This window comes from Methylophaga sp. F7 (assembly GCF_056863975.1).
The window spans coordinates 1,737,884-1,754,670 of record NZ_CM166511.1 but is presented as its reverse complement, the minus strand read 5'-3'; the positions used below and the strand labels follow the sequence as shown (position 1 = coordinate 1,754,670).

At 45.3% G+C, this 16,787-nt stretch carries 13 protein-coding genes; 7 read left to right on the top strand and 6 right to left on the bottom strand.

Annotated elements, in window-relative coordinates; translation table 11 throughout:
• Positions 1–34 precede the first annotated feature (34 nt).
• The 6 genes from aceE (at position 35) to AC08OG_RS08895 (ending at position 9,030) form a co-directional block, all read left to right on the top strand.
• Positions 35–2,689, top strand: coding sequence for a pyruvate dehydrogenase (acetyl-transferring), homodimeric type (aceE, locus tag AC08OG_RS08920; RefSeq protein ID WP_292357295.1), 2,655 nt, complete (start codon positions 35–37; stop codon positions 2,687–2,689).
• Between the two features lie 3 nt (positions 2,690–2,692).
• On the top strand, positions 2,693–4,018 hold the full coding sequence (aceF, locus tag AC08OG_RS08915) for a dihydrolipoyllysine-residue acetyltransferase (RefSeq protein WP_292399100.1): 1,326 nt from the start codon (positions 2,693–2,695) through the stop codon (positions 4,016–4,018).
• Positions 4,015–5,808 (top strand): dihydrolipoyl dehydrogenase, encoded by a 1,794-nt coding sequence (gene lpdA / locus AC08OG_RS08910; protein WP_482929328.1) that lies wholly within the window; start codon positions 4,015–4,017, stop codon positions 5,806–5,808. Before aceF ends, lpdA begins: the two co-directional genes overlap by 4 nt.
• A 111-nt stretch (positions 5,809–5,919) precedes the next feature.
• Complete coding sequence (locus AC08OG_RS08905; protein WP_292357289.1) at positions 5,920–6,705, top strand: DNA adenine methylase; 786 nt, start codon at positions 5,920–5,922, stop codon at positions 6,703–6,705.
• A gap of 50 nt (positions 6,706–6,755) precedes the next feature.
• The gene (locus AC08OG_RS08900) at positions 6,756–7,967 is read left to right on the top strand and encodes an argininosuccinate synthase (RefSeq protein WP_292357288.1); all 1,212 of its coding nucleotides are present in this window, start codon (positions 6,756–6,758) and stop codon (positions 7,965–7,967) included.
• 25 nt (positions 7,968–7,992) lie between these two features.
• Complete coding sequence (locus tag AC08OG_RS08895; RefSeq protein WP_482929327.1) at positions 7,993–9,030, top strand: GGDEF domain-containing protein; 1,038 nt, start codon at positions 7,993–7,995, stop codon at positions 9,028–9,030.
• Here the strand turns inward: AC08OG_RS08895 and AC08OG_RS08890 are convergent, their stop codons facing one another.
• From AC08OG_RS08890 to purB, 4 genes are read right to left on the bottom strand one after another with little or no spacing between them, the layout of a single operon-like run.
• Positions 9,031–9,633, bottom strand: a complete 603-nt coding sequence (locus AC08OG_RS08890) for a nitroreductase family protein (RefSeq protein ID WP_292357285.1) — start codon at positions 9,631–9,633, stop codon at positions 9,031–9,033. It lies immediately after the preceding gene.
• A gap of 16 nt (positions 9,634–9,649) precedes the next feature.
• Entirely contained in the window at positions 9,650–10,432 is a 783-nt protein-coding gene (locus AC08OG_RS08885) for a secretin N-terminal domain-containing protein (protein ID WP_292399088.1), read from the bottom strand.
• The gene (locus tag AC08OG_RS08880) at positions 10,429–10,935 is read right to left on the bottom strand and encodes a DUF7931 domain-containing protein (RefSeq protein ID WP_482929326.1); all 507 of its coding nucleotides are present in this window, start codon (positions 10,933–10,935) and stop codon (positions 10,429–10,431) included. The genes AC08OG_RS08885 and AC08OG_RS08880 overlap by 4 nt, the downstream gene beginning before the upstream one ends.
• Entirely contained in the window at positions 10,936–12,303 is a 1,368-nt protein-coding gene (purB, locus tag AC08OG_RS08875; protein WP_292357279.1) for an adenylosuccinate lyase, read from the bottom strand. It lies immediately after the preceding gene.
• Between the two features lie 138 nt (positions 12,304–12,441).
• Between purB and acnB the strand changes: the two genes are divergently transcribed.
• Entirely contained in the window at positions 12,442–14,979 is a 2,538-nt protein-coding gene (gene acnB, locus AC08OG_RS08870) for a bifunctional aconitate hydratase 2/2-methylisocitrate dehydratase (protein WP_292399079.1), read from the top strand.
• 75 nt (positions 14,980–15,054) lie between these two features.
• Here the strand turns inward: acnB and hflD are convergent, their stop codons facing one another.
• A complete protein-coding gene (gene hflD, locus AC08OG_RS08865; protein WP_292357273.1) occupies positions 15,055–15,687 on the bottom strand; it encodes a high frequency lysogenization protein HflD in 633 nt (210 codons plus the stop codon).
• Complete coding sequence (gene mnmA, locus AC08OG_RS08860) at positions 15,684–16,787, bottom strand: tRNA 2-thiouridine(34) synthase MnmA (protein WP_292357271.1); 1,104 nt, start codon at positions 16,785–16,787, stop codon at positions 15,684–15,686. Before mnmA ends, hflD begins: the two co-directional genes overlap by 4 nt.

Genomic DNA, 16,787 nt, shown 5'->3' with positions numbered 1-16,787 from the left:
GTAATTTATCGCGTTGAGATTTAAGAAGGTATATATGACTGATTTTGTCGATCACGATCCACAAGAAACGCAAGAATGGTTGGACGCTCTGGAATCTGTGCTGGAAGCGGCCGGTGACGAAAAAGCCCATTTCATTATTGAAAAACTTATTGATAAGGCCCGCCGTAGTGGGGTAAACCTGCCATACAGTGCCAATACTGCATACGTTAATACCATTCCGGTGGATCAGCAGGAACGTATCCCCGGTGACCAGGCAATGGAGCATAAACTACGCTCTTATATCCGTTGGAACGCGATGGCGATGGTGGTTAAAGCCAATATGAAACCTGGCGCAGTCGGTGGACATATTGCGAGCTTCTCATCAGCCGCAACACTTTATGATGTCGGTTTTAACCACTTCTACAGAGGTAATGATCATGAAGACGGTGCCGATATGGTGTTTGTTCAAGGTCACTCTGCACCGGGTATTTACGCCCGTTCTTTCCTTGAAGGTCGTCTGACCGAAGAACAACTGGATAATTTCCGTTTTGAAGTCGATGGCAAAGGCCTGTCTTCCTATCCACATCCATGGCTAATGCCTGATTACTGGCAATTCCCAACAGTATCAATGGGGCTCGGACCGATTCTGTCGATCTACCAGGCACGATTCATGAAGTACATGCATCATCGTGAAATTGCCAAAACAGCAGGCCGCCATGTATGGGCTTACTTAGGCGATGGCGAGATGGATGAACCGGAATCTTTGGGTGCAATCACTCTGGCCGGTCGTGAAAAACTCGACAACCTTATCTTTGTAGTGAACTGTAACCTGCAACGTCTTGATGGTCCGGTTCGTGGTAACGGCAAGATTATTCAGGAACTGGAAGCCTTATTCCGTGGCGCTGGCTGGAATGTATTAAAAGTCATCTGGGGCAGCGGCTGGGATCAATTGCTGGCTCGTGATACCGATGGCTGGTTGCTGAAACGCATGGAAGAAGTGGTTGACGGCGAATATCAGAATTACAAAGCCAAAGACGGCGCCTATGTGCGCAAGCACTTCTTTGGTAAATATCCGGAATTGCTCGATATGGTCTCAGACATGACCGACGAGGATATCTGGCATTTGAGTCGTGGTGGTCACGATCCACGCAAGATTTACGCAGCTTATAAACAAGCAGTAGATCATGTCGGCCAACCAACTGTTATCCTGGCTAAAACCGTTAAAGGTTATGGTCTGGGGCAGGCGGGTGAAGGTCAGAACACAACGCATCAGCAGAAAAAAATGGAACTGGAGCACATGAAACGCTTCCGTGATCGTTTCAATATTCCTATTCCTGATGATGAAATTGAAGAAATTCCATATATCAAACTGGATGATGACAGCGCGGAGAAAAAGTACCTGCTGGAACGTCGTAAAGAATTAGGTGGATTTATCCCTAAACGGAATCACAGTGCCCCTGCATTGGAAATTCCGCCATTAAGCATTTTTGATGCAGTACTGAAAGACAGTGGTGATCGTGAGTTATCTACCACCATGGCCTTTGTCCGGATATTAACCGCATTAATTCGTGATAAGAAAATCGGTAAAAACATCGTTCCAATCGTGCCCGATGAAGCACGTACCTTTGGTATGGAAGGCTTGTTCCGTTCGATTGGTATCTATTCATCTTCCGGCCAGATGTATGAACCAGAAGACTCAGGCAAGGTCATGTGGTATCGCGAAGACACCAAAGGCCAGATCCTGGAAGAAGGTATTAACGAAGCCGGTTCGATGTCTGAGTGGGTTTCTGCAGCAACGGCTTATTCCAACTACAACGTGAATATGGTTCCGTTCTATATTTACTACTCAATGTTTGGTTTCCAACGGGTAGGTGATTTGTGCTGGTTGGCTGGTGATATTCAGGCCAAAGGCTTCCTCATCGGTGGTACAGCAGGTCGCACGACATTAAATGGTGAAGGCTTGCAGCATCAGGATGGTCACAGTCTGATTCTGGCTAATACCATTCCTAACTGCCTGAGCTACGATCCGACTTATGCCTATGAAATGGCTGTTATCGTTCATGAAGGTATGCGCCGGATGTACGAAAATCAGGAAGGTGTGTTCTATTACATTACCGCGATGAACGAAAACTATACTCACCCGGCAATGCCTGAAGGTTCGGAAGAGGGCATCATAAAAGGTCTGTATAAGCTTAAATCTGGCGGAAAACACAAAGTTAAAGCGCAATTGATTGGTAGCGGTACCATTTTGCGTGAAGTTGAAGCCGCGGCTGAAATGCTTGAGAAAGACTGGAATGTCTCTGCCAATGTATGGAGTGCGACCAGTGTGAACGAACTGGTTCGTGAAGGCATGGATGTTGATCGTTATAACCGTCTGCACCCAACTGCTGAGAAAAAACGCAGCTACATTTCACAATGCATGGATGAGCAGGATGGGGTTGTGGTGGCTTCCACAGATTATATGCGTCTGTATGCTGAGCAATTACGTCCCTGGATCAAACAACGTTATGTTGTTTTGGGTACTGATGGTTTTGGCCGCAGTGATACCCGTGAAAGATTACGTAGCTTCTTTGAAGTGGATCGTTATCATGTGGTTGTTGCTACGCTCAGCGCGCTGGCTGATGAAGGCACTATTAAATATGATGTGGTTGCCAAAGCCATCAAACAGTACAAGATTGATGCTGACGCAACGAATCCAGTGAAGGTTTAAAACATGGCAGATTTAATCGAATTAAAAGTCCCGGACATTGGTGATTTTGACAGTGTCGAAATTATCGAAGTGTTAGTTGCTGAAGGTGATTCAATCAATGCTGATCAGGAAGTGATCACCATTGAATCCGATAAAGCGATGATGGAAATTCCATCATCGTTAAGCGGCACCATTAAGGAAATGAAAGTCAAAGTGGGTGATAAAGTCAGTGAAGGTTCAGTTATTGCCTTGATTGAATCTTCTGATGCCGGTGCTGAAGAAAACGAAAAGCCGGCTGAAAAAGCAGCTGAGAGCAAACCAGCAGAGAAAGAAAAACCTGCTGCGGCTGAGAGTAAACCGGCGCCAACTCCTACTCCTACAGTAGCGAATCCTGAGCCAGAAAGAACTGAAACATTACCTTATGCACCGGATACCGGTTCAGCTAAAAAACCTTCACATGCATCACCTTCAGTACGGCAGTTTGCACGTGAATTAGGTGTTCCTTTGGCTGCAGTTGTCGGCAGTGGTCAAAAAGGCCGTATTACCAAAGAAGACGTGCAGAATTTTGTTAAACAGGTGATGAATGCACCTGCACCAAAAGCTGCTGAAGGCACTGGTATTCCATCGGTTCCAGTCATTAACTTTGAACAGTTTGGCGAAATCGAAAGCAAAGAATTATCACGGATCAAGAAAATTTCCGGCAAACATCTGCATGCATGCTGGTTAAATATTCCACATGTCACACAGTTTGATGAAGCTGATATCACCGAATTGGAAGAATTCCGCCAAGAAAACAAAGAAATGGCTGCCAAGAAAGGTGTCGGCCTGACACCATTGGTATTCATTATGAAAGCCGTTGTTGCTTGTTTGAAACAGTATCCGGAATTTAATGCTTCGTTAAGCGAAGATAAACAAAGCCTGATTTACAAAAAGTATTACAACATTGGTGTGGCTGTTGATACGCCAAACGGTTTGATGGTGCCGGTGATTCGTGACGTTGATAAAAAAGGCTTTCTCGAACTTGCCGGTGAACTGGGCGAAATCAGTTCCCGGGCCCGTGAAGGAACATTAACAGCCAAGGATTTACAGGGCGGAACATTCTCTATTTCCAGCCTTGGCGGTATCGGTGGTCAATTCTTTACCCCGATTGTGAATGCTCCTGAAGTCGCCATTCTTGGCGTCAGTAAACACCAGATGAAACCAATCTGGAACGGAAAAGAATTTGAACCACGACTGATGTTGCCATTGTCGATTTCATATGATCATAGAGTGATAGATGGCGCTGCCGGTGCACGCTTTACGGTGATGCTGAATAACATGTTGTCTGATATCAGAAAGGTCTTGTTATGAGTTTGATTGAAGTCAAAGTACCGGATATCGGCGATTTTGATGCGGTTGAAATTATTGAAATCCTGGTTGCTGAAGGTGATTCAGTTAGTGAAAATCAGGACATTATTACGCTTGAATCTGACAAAGCCGCGATGGAGATTCCAAGTTCAGCTGCCGGCATCATTAAGTCTATCAACGTAAAAGTGGGTGATAAGGTCGCTCAGGGTGATGTCATTCTCTCTGTTGAAAGCGAAGCGGATTCTGCAGCTGAAGAAAAACCTGAAGCACCTAAAGCAGAAACTGCTCAGTCAGAACCCGCTGAAACAGAAAAGCCTGCTGAAAAACCCAAAGCAGCAGCTGTAACTAAATCTGAAGTACCTACCGATGCTGATATGCATGCTGAAATAGTTGTATTAGGTTCCGGTCCCGGTGGTTACACGGCAGCATTTCGTGCTGCTGATTTAGGCAAGCAGGTGATTCTGATTGAACGTCACCAACGAATTGGTGGGGTGTGTCTGAATGTTGGTTGTATTCCTTCAAAAGCTCTATTGCATACCGCCCACGTAATTAATGAAGCAAAACATATTGCTGAAAATGGGGTGACCTTTGGCGCACCGAAAATTGATATTCGCAAAGTCGCAGATTGGAAAGACGGAATTGTTGGCAAGCTGACGGGAGGATTATCAGCGTTGGCCAAGCAACGTAAAGTAACTGTAGTACATGGTGAAGCACAGTTCTCCGGTACCAACGTAATGCAGGTCAAAACGGAAGATGGCGATAAAACCATCAGTTTTGAAAACTGCATTATTGCTGCGGGTTCACGTGTCACGAAAATTCCGGTATTTCCCAATGATGATCCACGAATGATGGATTCTACTGATGCACTGGAGCTCGAAGATATTCCTAAGAAGCTACTGGTCATTGGTGGCGGCATTATCGGTCTTGAAATGGCGACCGTATACAACGCTCTGGGTTCTGAAATCAGTGTAGTCGAATTACAGGACAGCCTGATCCCCGGTGCTGATAAGGATCTAGTTAAACCGTTACATAACCATATCCAGAAACAATACAAAGCGATTTATCTGAAAACCAAAGTCAGCAAAATCGACGCGTTAAAATCTGGTCTGAAGGTCACCTTTGAAGGTGATAATGCACCGGACCCACAAACCTACGACAAGATTCTGGTCGCAGTGGGCCGTTCACCCAACGGTAAACTGATTAATGCAGAAGCTGCTGGTGTGGATGTAAATGATTATGGCTTTATTGAGGTCAATCAGCAGATGCAGACCAATATGCCGCACATCTATGCGATTGGTGACATTGTCGGTCAACCGATGTTGGCTCATAAAGCAACACATGAAGGTAAGGTTGCTGCTGAGCATATTGCCGGTAAAAAAGTGGCCTTTGATCCGATGACGATACCTTCAGTTGCCTATACTGATCCTGAAGTTGCCTGGATGGGTCTCAGCGAAGATGAAGCGAAAAAACAGGGCATTGATTACGTTAAAGGTGCCTTCCCATGGGCTGCCAGCGGTCGTAGTTTGAGTTTCGATCGTGATGAAGGTCTGACCAAAGCCTTGTTTGATAAAGAAACCGGGCGTTTATTAGGTGCAGGTATTGTCGGGCCCAATGCTGGTGAATTAATCGCTGAAGCGGTATTGGCACTGGAAATGGGGGCTGATGCAGAAGATATCGGATTAAGCATTCATCCACATCCAACCTTGTCGGAAACGTTTGCCTTTGCTGCGGAAATGGCTGAAGGCAATATTACGGATTTGATTCCACCTCGTAAAACATTACATTCCAAGTAATATCAGTCTATCCGTTCGAGACTTTTTGTCTCGAACGGATAAATAACCTCATATAGTAATCAGTAATGAACTGCTTTTCATGCAGCGGAACCGAGCGGTGATAAATCAGCTATGACCAGAGAAGCTTCTTTGCTTAAACCTCCGCTAAAATGGGCTGGTGGCAAACGCTGGTTAATTCCCAGACTGTTGAAATTATGGAAACAGTTTCCGGATCATCGACTGGTCGAGCCTTTCTGCGGTGGATTGTCTGTAGCGTTGGGATTAAATCCTGATAAAGCATTGTTAAATGATCTGAACCCGGCTTTAATCAATTTTTATCAGCAACTGCAGCAAGGTCTGACAATTGATTTGCCACTGGCAAATGATGAGCAGCTCTATTACCAATATCGTAAACAGTTCAATGATATTTCAGCACATACAGACGCTGAACGTGCTCAATTATTTTATTACTTGAATCGCACTGGTTATAACGGCCTATGTCGTTTTAATAAAACGGGTGGTTACAACGTGCCATTTGGTCGTTACAAAACAATCAATTATGTAAGCGATTTTGCGCCTTACCAATCGGTATTAAATCAGTGGGAATTCAGCAATATGGATTTTGCCCAGCTGGATATCCGACAGAATGATTTTATTTATGCTGATCCGCCCTACGATGTGCCATTTCGGCAATATTCCCAGCAGGGGTTTGACTGGGATGACCAGGTTCGATTAGCCGAGTGGCTGGCAAATCACGACGGACCAGTGGTACTGTCAAATCAGGCAACGGATAAAATCAAAAAACTCTATCGTGACTTAGGGTTTACCCTGAAATTTCTTGATGCACCTCGGACAATAAGCTGTAAAGGCGATAAACGGCAGGCTGCAAGAGAAGTGCTTGCTTTACGTGGATTTTGATACAATAACGCACCAATTTTTAATTTCTTCGATACAGGATTTCTTCCCCCATGTCTGACATCAAAAAAGTCGTTCTTGCCTATTCTGGCGGTCTGGATACTTCCGTTATTCTTAAATGGCTGCAGGATAAATATCAATGTGAAGTAGTGACCTTTACAGCTGATCTGGGTCAGGGTGAAGAAGTTGAGCCAGCACGAGCCAAAGCAAAATCGTTGGGCATTAAAGAAATTTACATTGAAGATTTACGTGAAGAATTTGCTCGTGATTATGTGTTCCCAATGTTTCGTGCCAATGCCATCTACGAAGGTGAATATCTCTTAGGTACATCAATTGCACGTCCTTTGATTGCCAAACGTCTGGTTGAGATTGCGGCTCAAACCGGTGCAGAAGCTGTCTCGCATGGCGCGACTGGTAAAGGCAATGACCAGGTGCGTTTTGAACTTGGGGCGTATGGTCTGAACCCGAACATTAAAGTGATTGCTCCGTGGCGTGAGTGGGATTTGTTATCACGGCAAAAACTGTTGGATTATGCTGAACAACACGGTATTCCAGTTGAAATGAAACAAGGCAAAAAATCGCCTTATTCAATGGACGCCAACCTGCTGCATATCTCTTACGAAGGAGGTATTCTCGAAGATCCATGGGCTGAAGCCGAGGAAAGTATGTGGCGTTGGTCTGTATCACCGGAAAATGCCCCTGATAAAGCAACCTACCTTGAACTGAGTTATGAAAAGGGCGATATCGTTGCCATTAATGGCGAGCGTATGACGCCTGCTCAGGTGATGATTTATCTGAACAAAGTCGCTGGTGAAAATGGGGTAGGTCGACTGGATATCGTTGAAAACCGTTATGTGGGCATGAAATCACGTGGCTGTTATGAAACACCTGCAGGAACGGTTATGCTCAGAGCGCATCGTGCGATTGAGTCATTAACACTGGATCGCGAAGTCGCTCATTTGAAAGATGAACTGATGCCACGTTATGCCAGCATGATTTATAACGGTTACTGGTGGGCACCGGAACGGCAGATGATGCAGACAATGATAGATGCATCACAGACATCCGTGAATGGTGATGTCAGAATAAAACTGTATAAAGGCAACGTCATAGTTGTTGGCAGACAGTCAGCCACCGACAGTCTGTTTGATGAATCCATCGCCACATTTGAAGATGATGCTGGTGCCTACGATCAGAAAGATGCAGAAGGTTTTATCAAACTTAATGCGTTAAGGTTAAAAATAGCAGGGAAGAAGAAAAGATAGGCATACGGATTTTGTCGGAGTACTTATGAAACATAGCGAATATGAAGAGCGGACTGCCGAATGGATGCGGCTTGCGTTTTCAAAAATGAACCAATATAAAATCGCTCCAACTCCGGCAAATTATGCGCTTTGGTTTGAGTACGTTTCCGGTACGAATATGGCTTTGGTAGAGGCCGTAGATAATGAAATCGAACTGACGGGAAAAATTACTGAACAGCAAATCCGTTTATTACACGAACAGTTCTTTGACGAGGATAAAGATAGAGCTGCGATGTTTGAGATGCGTCAGGAATTGGCGCGTCTTCTCAAACAGACCTTGAACTATATCTATACGGGCGTCACTACTACCGATCGAAGCAACAGTCATTTACAAAGCATGTTGAGTCGCCTGCAACCGGACTTAAACCGTCAGCAACTGCATACGCTCATTGAAGAAGTGCTTATTGAAACCCGACTGGCCGTTTCGTCTGGGGAATTGCTCAACGAGCAGTTAAACAGTGCGATGGCAGAAGTTGCTGCATTGAAAAAAGAGTTAAGTGATTCCCGACGTGAATCGATAACCGATAGTTTGACTGGATTAGCTAATCGTAAACATTTTGATGAGCTAATCAACGAGATGACCCGTGATGCAGATATTAACGGCATGGATGTGTCGGTCATTTTCTGTGATATTGATTTGTTCAGTGTTATCAACGAAAAACATGGCCAGCTAGTGGGAGATCAAGTGCTCAGAGTGATTGCTGAGTTGTTGAGAAAATCATTAAAAGGTCGTGATTTGGTTGCCCGCTATGGCGGTGAGGAATTTGCTGTTATTTTGCCTAATACCAGTGTGCAAAACGCCCGTCAGCTGGCTGAGAGCATTCGTCAGGATATTGCCAGCAAACGAATCCAACGCAAGGATACCCGTGAACCACTTGGTGCAATCACCATGTCTTTTGGTGTGGCGCGGTATGTCCCTGGTGAAGGCGTTGACAGTTTCCTGCAGCGTGTTGATCGGGCGGTTTATCTGGCAAAACGCAGCGGACGCAACCATGTTTCTGATGCGCCGCCGCCAATTATCTGATTAAAAACTATCCGTAAAAAACACTTCTTCGAGTGGTAACTGGCCCGCTCGAGGACGTGCATCTTCAAGCTTTTTCCCAACGGTAATCATCATCACAATAATATGATCATGCGGTAAATTGATGATGCGGGCGACTTTATCAAAGTCAAAGCCATCCATCGGGCAGGAATCATATCCCATGCCTCTTGCCATCAACATAATATTCATGGCTGCAATGCTGGCCGAGCGAACGCACTCATCACGCTGGCCTTGATGATGGTTGGTATAATAATTTTCGATCGCTGGCAGTATGGCATTCTGTGCTGCCTGTGGAGCATGTTGCCAATAGCGTTCAGGCTGTTTTTCCCACGCATTCAAATCAGCGCACAAAACCAGCAGTAAAGAGGAATCTACTACTTGGGCCTGCCCCCATGCGGCTTCCAAAATTTGCTGGCGTTTTTCAGCATCTTTTACCCGGACAAATCGCCAGTGCTGAATATTAAACGCAGTAGGTGAGAGGATGGCATGTTCCATCAACTCATTAACTTCTGCTTCAGTCATTTGATGTGCCGGGTCATAGTGTTTGACCGAGCGACGAGTTTGAATCGCTTGTTTTATATCCATTGTTTTGCAGGGGTACTCAGTTAAGTTCAATTTTGAGATACAGCCATTGTTGTTCATCCTGATGACTGCGATAGGTTTTTGTATTCGTTTGCTGGCGTTGTTGTTCACCAATCTGGCCAATTAAAATCCATTGATTTAGCGGACCATTGACCGTGGTCAGTAAGCTGGTTGTTGAGATATCACCATTACGCTGCATCTTAGAGAATAATGGCAGGATATCGACCCGGGCCTGTTGATTGCCGAGAATATTCACTCTTGCCTGAAAGCCATTATCCAGTTGAATGTACTGGGTCGTTTCCTGAACTGCAATACCACCATGAGGGTAAAAAATAAGCTGTTGCTGATTATCAGCGACAGCGCGGCCCATTTGTATATCAATAGGCTGACCGGCAATACCCCTTGCCTGGTACTGCTGATCCCGTTCTCGACTGTTTTTGGTGGACCAGCGATTTATTTCCACGGATGAATTTTTCGGGTTCTCTAAATCAATATTAAGTTGATCATCGGCAAAATGTTCATCATTTAACTGTTGCTGGGTTCGCAGCACTGTGACTGTAAGGCTCTGCTGCCTGCTATCGAGCTGTTTGACCAAACGCTCTATTTCCTGAAAATTTTGTGTCGAACTTTTGATAATCAACAGATTGTCATGGCCACTAATGGTTGTGTAGTTGTCTATCATGGGTTCAATCATGGGCAGTATTTCCGCCGCAAGTCGATGTTGCAATTCAATGGTGCGTATTTGATCGGCGTGGGCGGGTAATGCCAGCAAGAAAAACACTAGCGAAAAGATGATTTTCATAAATGTAACCGCCTTGTCGCAACATCTGCAGAGCTGTGATTCCAGCATTCTTCAAATTGTTGTTTGAGTTCCCGGACTATCAAAGGATCATGCAGATTAGCCTGACCTTGATAGCGTTGATTGTTGAGACAACGTAAATAGCCGGAATGATCCACCAACATCACTATATTTTTTGGTCGTTGTTGTTTTTCTGAAAGAATATTCACGCTGATCGAACTGGTGAGTTTAGCTATTAACGGTAGCAGTCGATGGGAATTAATAATGCTACTTTGGGTTTCATCTACTAATATTCTTATCTGCGTACGGCGACTATTGATGCAAAGTTGTTTCAAACAGTCGATTACTAACGGATGATCAAGTAGAACCATATCCATCTCACTGCCCAGAAAACAGATTTCCCGATGGGCAGTTTCAACCAAAGCCAAGGCAGCCGCAGCTGCCTCATGTTTTCCATCAAATGCGATGATTTGATTAGTGTCGGCCTGGTTAGAATTATCAGTCATTTAACAGTTTCTTGCCTGTTCAACAGCGTTACCGATATAACTTGCAGGCGTCATTTCTTTTAACGCAAATTTAGCGGCATCTGGCAAATCTAGAGTATCAATAAATTCATGCATGATTTGTTTGTTGACTCTCTGTCCACGAGTTAATTCTTTGAGCTTTTCATAAGGATTCTCAATTCCATATCGACGCATAACCGTCTGGATAGGTTCCGCTAACAACTCCCAGTTGGCATCTAAATCTGCAGCCATTGTTTCGGGAGCAGCTTCCAATTTGCTAATACCTTTCAGTGCAGAGCTGTAAGCCAGCATGGAGTGAGCAAAACCGACGCCGATATTGCGTAAAACGGTGGAGTCAGTCAGATCGCGCTGCCAGCGGGAAATAGGCAGTTTCATTGCCATATGATCGAAAGTCGCATTGGCAATACCCAGATTACCTTCTGCATTTTCGAAATCAATTGGGTTAACTTTATGTGGCATGGTGGATGAACCGATTTCGCCTTTAACGGTTTTTTGTTTGAAGTAACCAATGGAGATGTAACTCCAGACATCACGACAGAAATCAATCAGCACGGTATTAAAACGAATCATTGCCTGAAACAGTTCAGCAACATAGTCATGCGGTTCGATCTGGGTGGTGTATTTGTTCCAGCGCAGTCCCAGTCCAGTGACAAACGCATTGGCCATCATTGGCCAGTCCACATTAGGATAAGCCGCATAGTGGGCATTGTAGTTACCGACTGCACCGTTCATTTTCCCGTAAAGTAAAACCGCGGCGACGTGAGTGCGTTGCAGTTCAAGACGCTTTACAACATTGGCTAATTCTTTACCCAGTGTGGTGGGAGAGGCCGGTTGACCATGAGTGCGAGACATCATTGGTGTTTCAGCCTGTTCCTGTGCCAGTTTCTTCAGTGCACCTATTAAGGTGTCCATTTCCGGCAGAATAACGTTTTCCCGGGCATTTTTAAGCATAATGCCGTAAGCAGTATTATTGATGTCTTCCGATGTGCAGGCAAAATGAACAAACTCATTTACCGCATCCAGCTCGGCATTGTTTTTGAATTTACGTTTAATGAAATATTCAACCGCTTTCACATCATGGTTGGTTTCACGTTCGATAGCTTTAATCTCAGCCGCGTCTTCTACCGAGAAATCATTCATCAAATCGTTGAGGAATTTTTCGGCGTCTTCACTCAGTTTAGGTACTTCCTGGATATCTGCATTGGCGCCGAGTAAATGTAACCAGCGGCATTCCACTTCAACACGGGCTCGCAGCAGACCATACTCACTGAAATAGGGGCGTAAAGCCTTTGTTTTATCGGCATAACGACCATCAACTGGCGAGATGGCAGTAAGAGCAGTTAATTCCATGAAAACTCCATTAAAAATAAGCTGAAAATTGGCCGAAATTATAGCAGAACTCAGTCCTGATTCTGGATTTGATTCAGTTTGCTTTGTGAATTTGCGTTAAAATAACGGCCATCTTAGTTTCAACTTCGGAGCGTTTTCGTGCTGCAAGAATATCAAAAACATGTTGAAGAGCGTGCCGCAGAGGGTTTACCGCCTCTGCCGTTAGATGCAAAACAGGTATCTGACATCATTGAAGGGCTTAAACAACCTCAAAATACCGATAGAGAAGCACTGCTTGAGCTACTGATTCACCGCGTTCCACCCGGCGTGGATAAGTCAGCTTATGTAAAAGCGGGTTTTCTGGCGGCGATTGCCAAACAGGAAACACAATGTGATTTGATAACACCGGTTTATGCGACTGAACTGCTCGGTACCATGATGGGGGGATATAACATCCAACCACTGATTGAGTTACTGGATTATGACGCAACCGCAGAGGCAGCAGAAAAAGCGCTTTCCAAGATTGTTATGGTTTATGACGCCTACCATGATGTAGTGGAAAAAGCTGAAACCAACCAATACGCCAAGCGCATTTTACAATCCTGGGCTGAAGCTGAATGGTTTTTATCCCGACCACCGTTAGCTGAAGCGATTACGCTTTCTGTATTGAAAGTCCCGGGTGAAACTAATACCGACGACTTATCACCAGCAACAGAAGCCTGGAGTCGTCCTGATATCCCGTTACATGCCAAAGCGATGCTGGTCAGCAAAATGCCTGACGCGCTGGATACCATTATCTCGCTGAAACAAAAGGGTCATCCCATTGCTTATGTCGGTGATGTTGTTGGTACCGGATCTTCGCGTAAATCTGCGATCAATTCAGTGCTCTGGCACATGGGGCACGATGTGGCGTATGTCCCGAACAAACGCCAGGGCGGTGTTATTTTAGGGAATAACATTGCGCCTATTTTCTTTAATACCGCGGAAGACTCTGGTGCCTTGCCAATCGAATGTAATGTCGATCAACTGGAAACAGGTGATGTCATTACGATCAAGCCATATGAAGGTAAAATTTATAACGAAGCCGGTGATGTCGTTTCTGAATTCACTTTACGGCCAACCACTATTGCTGATGAAGTACGTGCCGGTGGCCGTATCCCTTTGATTATAGGTCGTGGTTTAACCGATAAAGCTCGCGAAACATTAGGTATGCCACCATCAGATGTTTTCAAACGCCCTGTAGAACCTGTTCATAGTGATAAAGGCTTTACGCTGGCGCAGAAGATGGTCGGTGTGGCCTGTGGTGTGGAAGGTGTGCGTCCAGGTGCCTATTGTGAACCTAAAGTCACCACCGTCGGCTCGCAGGATACAACTGGGGCAATGACCCGTGATGAGTTGAAAGAATTAGCCTGTCTGGGCTTCTCGTCTGATTTGGTGATGCAGTCTTTCTGTCATACCGCGGCTTATCCAAAACCGGTTGATATCAAATTACAGCATGAATTACCGGAATTTATCAGTACCCGCGGTGGTGTGTCATTACGTCCTGGTGACGGGGTTATTCATTCCTGGTTAAACCGGATGATCTTACCTGATACCGTTGGTACCGGTGGTGATTCGCATACCCGTTTCCCGATTGGTATCAGTTTCCCTGCTGGATCAGGTTTAGTAGCGTTTGCCGCTGCGCTTGGCGTAATGCCATTGGATATGCCGGAATCAGTATTAGTCCGTTTTAAAGGCGAAATGCAACCCGGTATCACGTTACGTGACCTGGTGAATGCTATTCCCTATGCGGCTATTCAGGAAGGATTGCTGACGGTTGAAAAGAAAGGTAAGAAAAATATCTTTAATGGCCGTGTTTTGGAAATTGAAGGTTTACCAGATCTGAAAGTCGAGCAGGCATTTGAACTGTCAGATGCATCGGCAGAACGTAGTGCTAATGGTTGTACTGTCAGATTAAATAAAGAACCGATCATTGAATTTTTGAATTCCAATATCTCATTAATGGAATGGATGATTGCAGAAGGGTATGCCGATGCCAGAACACTGCAACGTCGCATAGATGCCATGCGTGCATGGCTGGCTGATCCTCAATTGCTTGAGCCGGATGCTGATGCAGAATACGCTGCGGTTATCGAGATTGATTTGAATGAAATCAAAGAGCCATTACTGGCCTGTCCGAACGATCCGGATGATATCAAACCCTTATCCGAAGTCGCTGGTGCTCACATTGATGAGGTGTTTATTGGTTCCTGTATGACCAATATTGGTCACTATCGTGCCGCCGGTAAAGTGCTGGAGAAAATGGGTAATCTGCCCGTTAAATTGTGGGTTGCTCCGCCGACCAAGATGGATCAGCATCAATTAACGGAAGAAGGTATCTACAGTATCTTTGGTCGTGTTGGTGCCCGCACTGAAACGCCGGGTTGCTCGTTATGCATGGGTAACCAGGCACGGGTGGCTGATAATGCCACAGTGGTCTCAACTTCTACCCGTAACTTCCCGAATCGTCTGGGTAATGGAGCCGATGTTTATTTATCATCTGCAGAACTCGCGGCGGTAGTGGCCAGTTTGGGGCGTATTCCAACAGTTGCCGAATATCTGGAGAAAGTTGCCGGTATTCAGCCAATGGCTCATGAGATCTATCGTTATCTGAACTTTAACGAGTTGGAGCACTATCAACGTGCTAAAGCTAGTTAAATTGGTAACTCACAGAAACCAAAAAGGGCTGTTTTCACAGCCCTTTTTTATGACTATTATTGGTAACGAGCTTTATTAGGTTTGAGCGTGTAAATCTGTCGCTGCCTGTAATAATTTATTGCTCTGCAATAAAAACTGCCAGCGTCTGCCACCTTTCTGTTGCCATAACACTGCAGCGCGAATTCCAGACAGCAGCAGAGCACGAATACGATTAACGTTATCAGCTTGCTGCAGATAAGTGGAATCACCAAACACCTGAATACGCGGCGTGAGTTCACTGACGGTACGCTGATAGATATCGGCGAAACGGGCAATTACCTGCGGACTGGTGATGCTGCCAAAGTATTCAATCTGTTGCGGAATCTGATCCAGTTCACGGGTAATCAGATCCAGCATTGCGGGGCGCTTTGCCAGTTTGCGTTGCAAGTGCAAAATTCCGATTGCATAGCGCAACACCACAATATCGCCAGGTTGTTTACGTTTCGATAGCTGATTATTGAACTGACGGATCCCCGTTGTTAATTTACTGATTTCACCATAAACCGATTCAGTATCAGGCGCATCCATCACCAGTAAACTCTGCAGCATGGTCTGCATATCATCGTTATCGACCTGACCGGTTTCAGCAATCTGCTGCACTAAAGTCACGGATTGCATCAAAGCGGAGAGAGCAATGACACGATCATGAATAATTGTTCTCTGACTCATGGATGCATCCCCGGAGCGTTGGTATCGATAATAATGCCACCGCCCAGACAGACATCATCCTGATAAAACACAACAGATTGTCCTGGTGTGACGGCGCGTTGTGGCGAGTCAAATTCAACCTGAATATTGCCTTGTTCATCCTGAGTGATGAGGCAGGGCTGATCTGGTTGACGATAGCGGGTTTTTGCACTGGCACGACATGGCAATTCCGGGGCTTCGCCAGCCACCCATGAAAGTTGTTCAGCGGTAAGTTTAGTGCTGTAAAGCCATTCATGTTCACCTTGAACAACATATAAAATTCGCTTTTCCATATCCTTGCCAGCCACAAACCAGGGCTCACCGCTGCTGTTTTTACGACCACCAATGCCAAGGCCCTGGCGTTGGCCGAGGGTGTAATACATTAAGCCTGAATGTTCACCAATTTTTTCGCCTTCCGGGGTGCGCATTTCACCGGGCTGAGCCGGAATGTAACGCCCCAGAAATTCGCGAAAACGTCGCTCCCCGATAAAGCAGATACCGGTGCTGTCTTTTTTGTCGTGATTGATAAAGCCAGCTTTTTCGGCAATCTGACGCACTTCGGTTTTTGGTAATTCGCCCAACGGGAAAAGAGTACGGGATAATTGCGCCTGACCAAGGGTATACAGGAAGTAACTCTGGTCTTTGCTGTTATCCAGGCCTTTCAATAACTGAAATTTACCTTCATGTTCGCGCACTCGTGCGTAATGACCGGTGGCAATCAGATAACCACCCAATTCCATGGCGTGATCTAAAAAAGCTTTAAATTTGATTTCACGATTACACAGAATATCGGGATTCGGCGTGCGGCCCGCTTTGTATTCATCCAAGAAATGTTTGAATACATAATCCCAGTATTCCATAGCGAAATTGGCTTCATGAAAAACGATGCCCACTTTATCAGCAACTGATTGGGCGTCTTTGCGATCATCCTCAACAGTACATTCGCTTTCATCCGCATAGTCGACCCAGTTTTTCATGAACAGACCTTCAACATCAAAGCCTTGTTGTTTAAGTAACAACGCTGAAACAGAGGAGTCCACGCCGCCGGACAGACCGACAACTATTTTTTTGTGTTCAGACAT

Excerpts from the sequence above, each read along its gene's own strand:
- aceE (WP_292357295.1), top strand. The coding sequence starts at position 35 with ATGACTGATTTTGTCGATCACGATCCACAAGAAACGCAAGAATGGTTG.
- aceF (WP_292399100.1), top strand. The coding sequence starts at position 2,693 with ATGGCAGATTTAATCGAATTAAAAGTCCCGGACATTGGTGATTTTGAC.
- lpdA (WP_482929328.1), top strand. The coding sequence starts at position 4,015 with ATGAGTTTGATTGAAGTCAAAGTACCGGATATCGGCGATTTTGATGCG.
- AC08OG_RS08905 (WP_292357289.1), top strand. The coding sequence starts at position 5,920 with ATGACCAGAGAAGCTTCTTTGCTTAAACCTCCGCTAAAATGGGCTGGT.
- AC08OG_RS08900 (WP_292357288.1), top strand. The coding sequence starts at position 6,756 with ATGTCTGACATCAAAAAAGTCGTTCTTGCCTATTCTGGCGGTCTGGAT.
- AC08OG_RS08895 (WP_482929327.1), top strand. The coding sequence starts at position 7,993 with ATGAAACATAGCGAATATGAAGAGCGGACTGCCGAATGGATGCGGCTT.
- AC08OG_RS08890 (WP_292357285.1), bottom strand. The coding sequence starts at position 9,633 with ATGGATATAAAACAAGCGATTCAAACTCGTCGCTCGGTCAAACACTAT.
- AC08OG_RS08885 (WP_292399088.1), bottom strand. The coding sequence starts at position 10,432 with ATGAAAATCATCTTTTCGCTAGTGTTTTTCTTGCTGGCATTACCCGCC.
- AC08OG_RS08880 (WP_482929326.1), bottom strand. The coding sequence starts at position 10,935 with ATGACTGATAATTCTAACCAGGCCGACACTAATCAAATCATCGCATTT.
- purB (WP_292357279.1), bottom strand. The coding sequence starts at position 12,303 with ATGGAATTAACTGCTCTTACTGCCATCTCGCCAGTTGATGGTCGTTAT.
- hflD (WP_292357273.1), bottom strand. The coding sequence starts at position 15,687 with ATGAGTCAGAGAACAATTATTCATGATCGTGTCATTGCTCTCTCCGCT.
- mnmA (WP_292357271.1), bottom strand. The coding sequence starts at position 16,787 with ATGTCTGAACACAAAAAAATAGTTGTCGGTCTGTCCGGCGGCGTGGAC.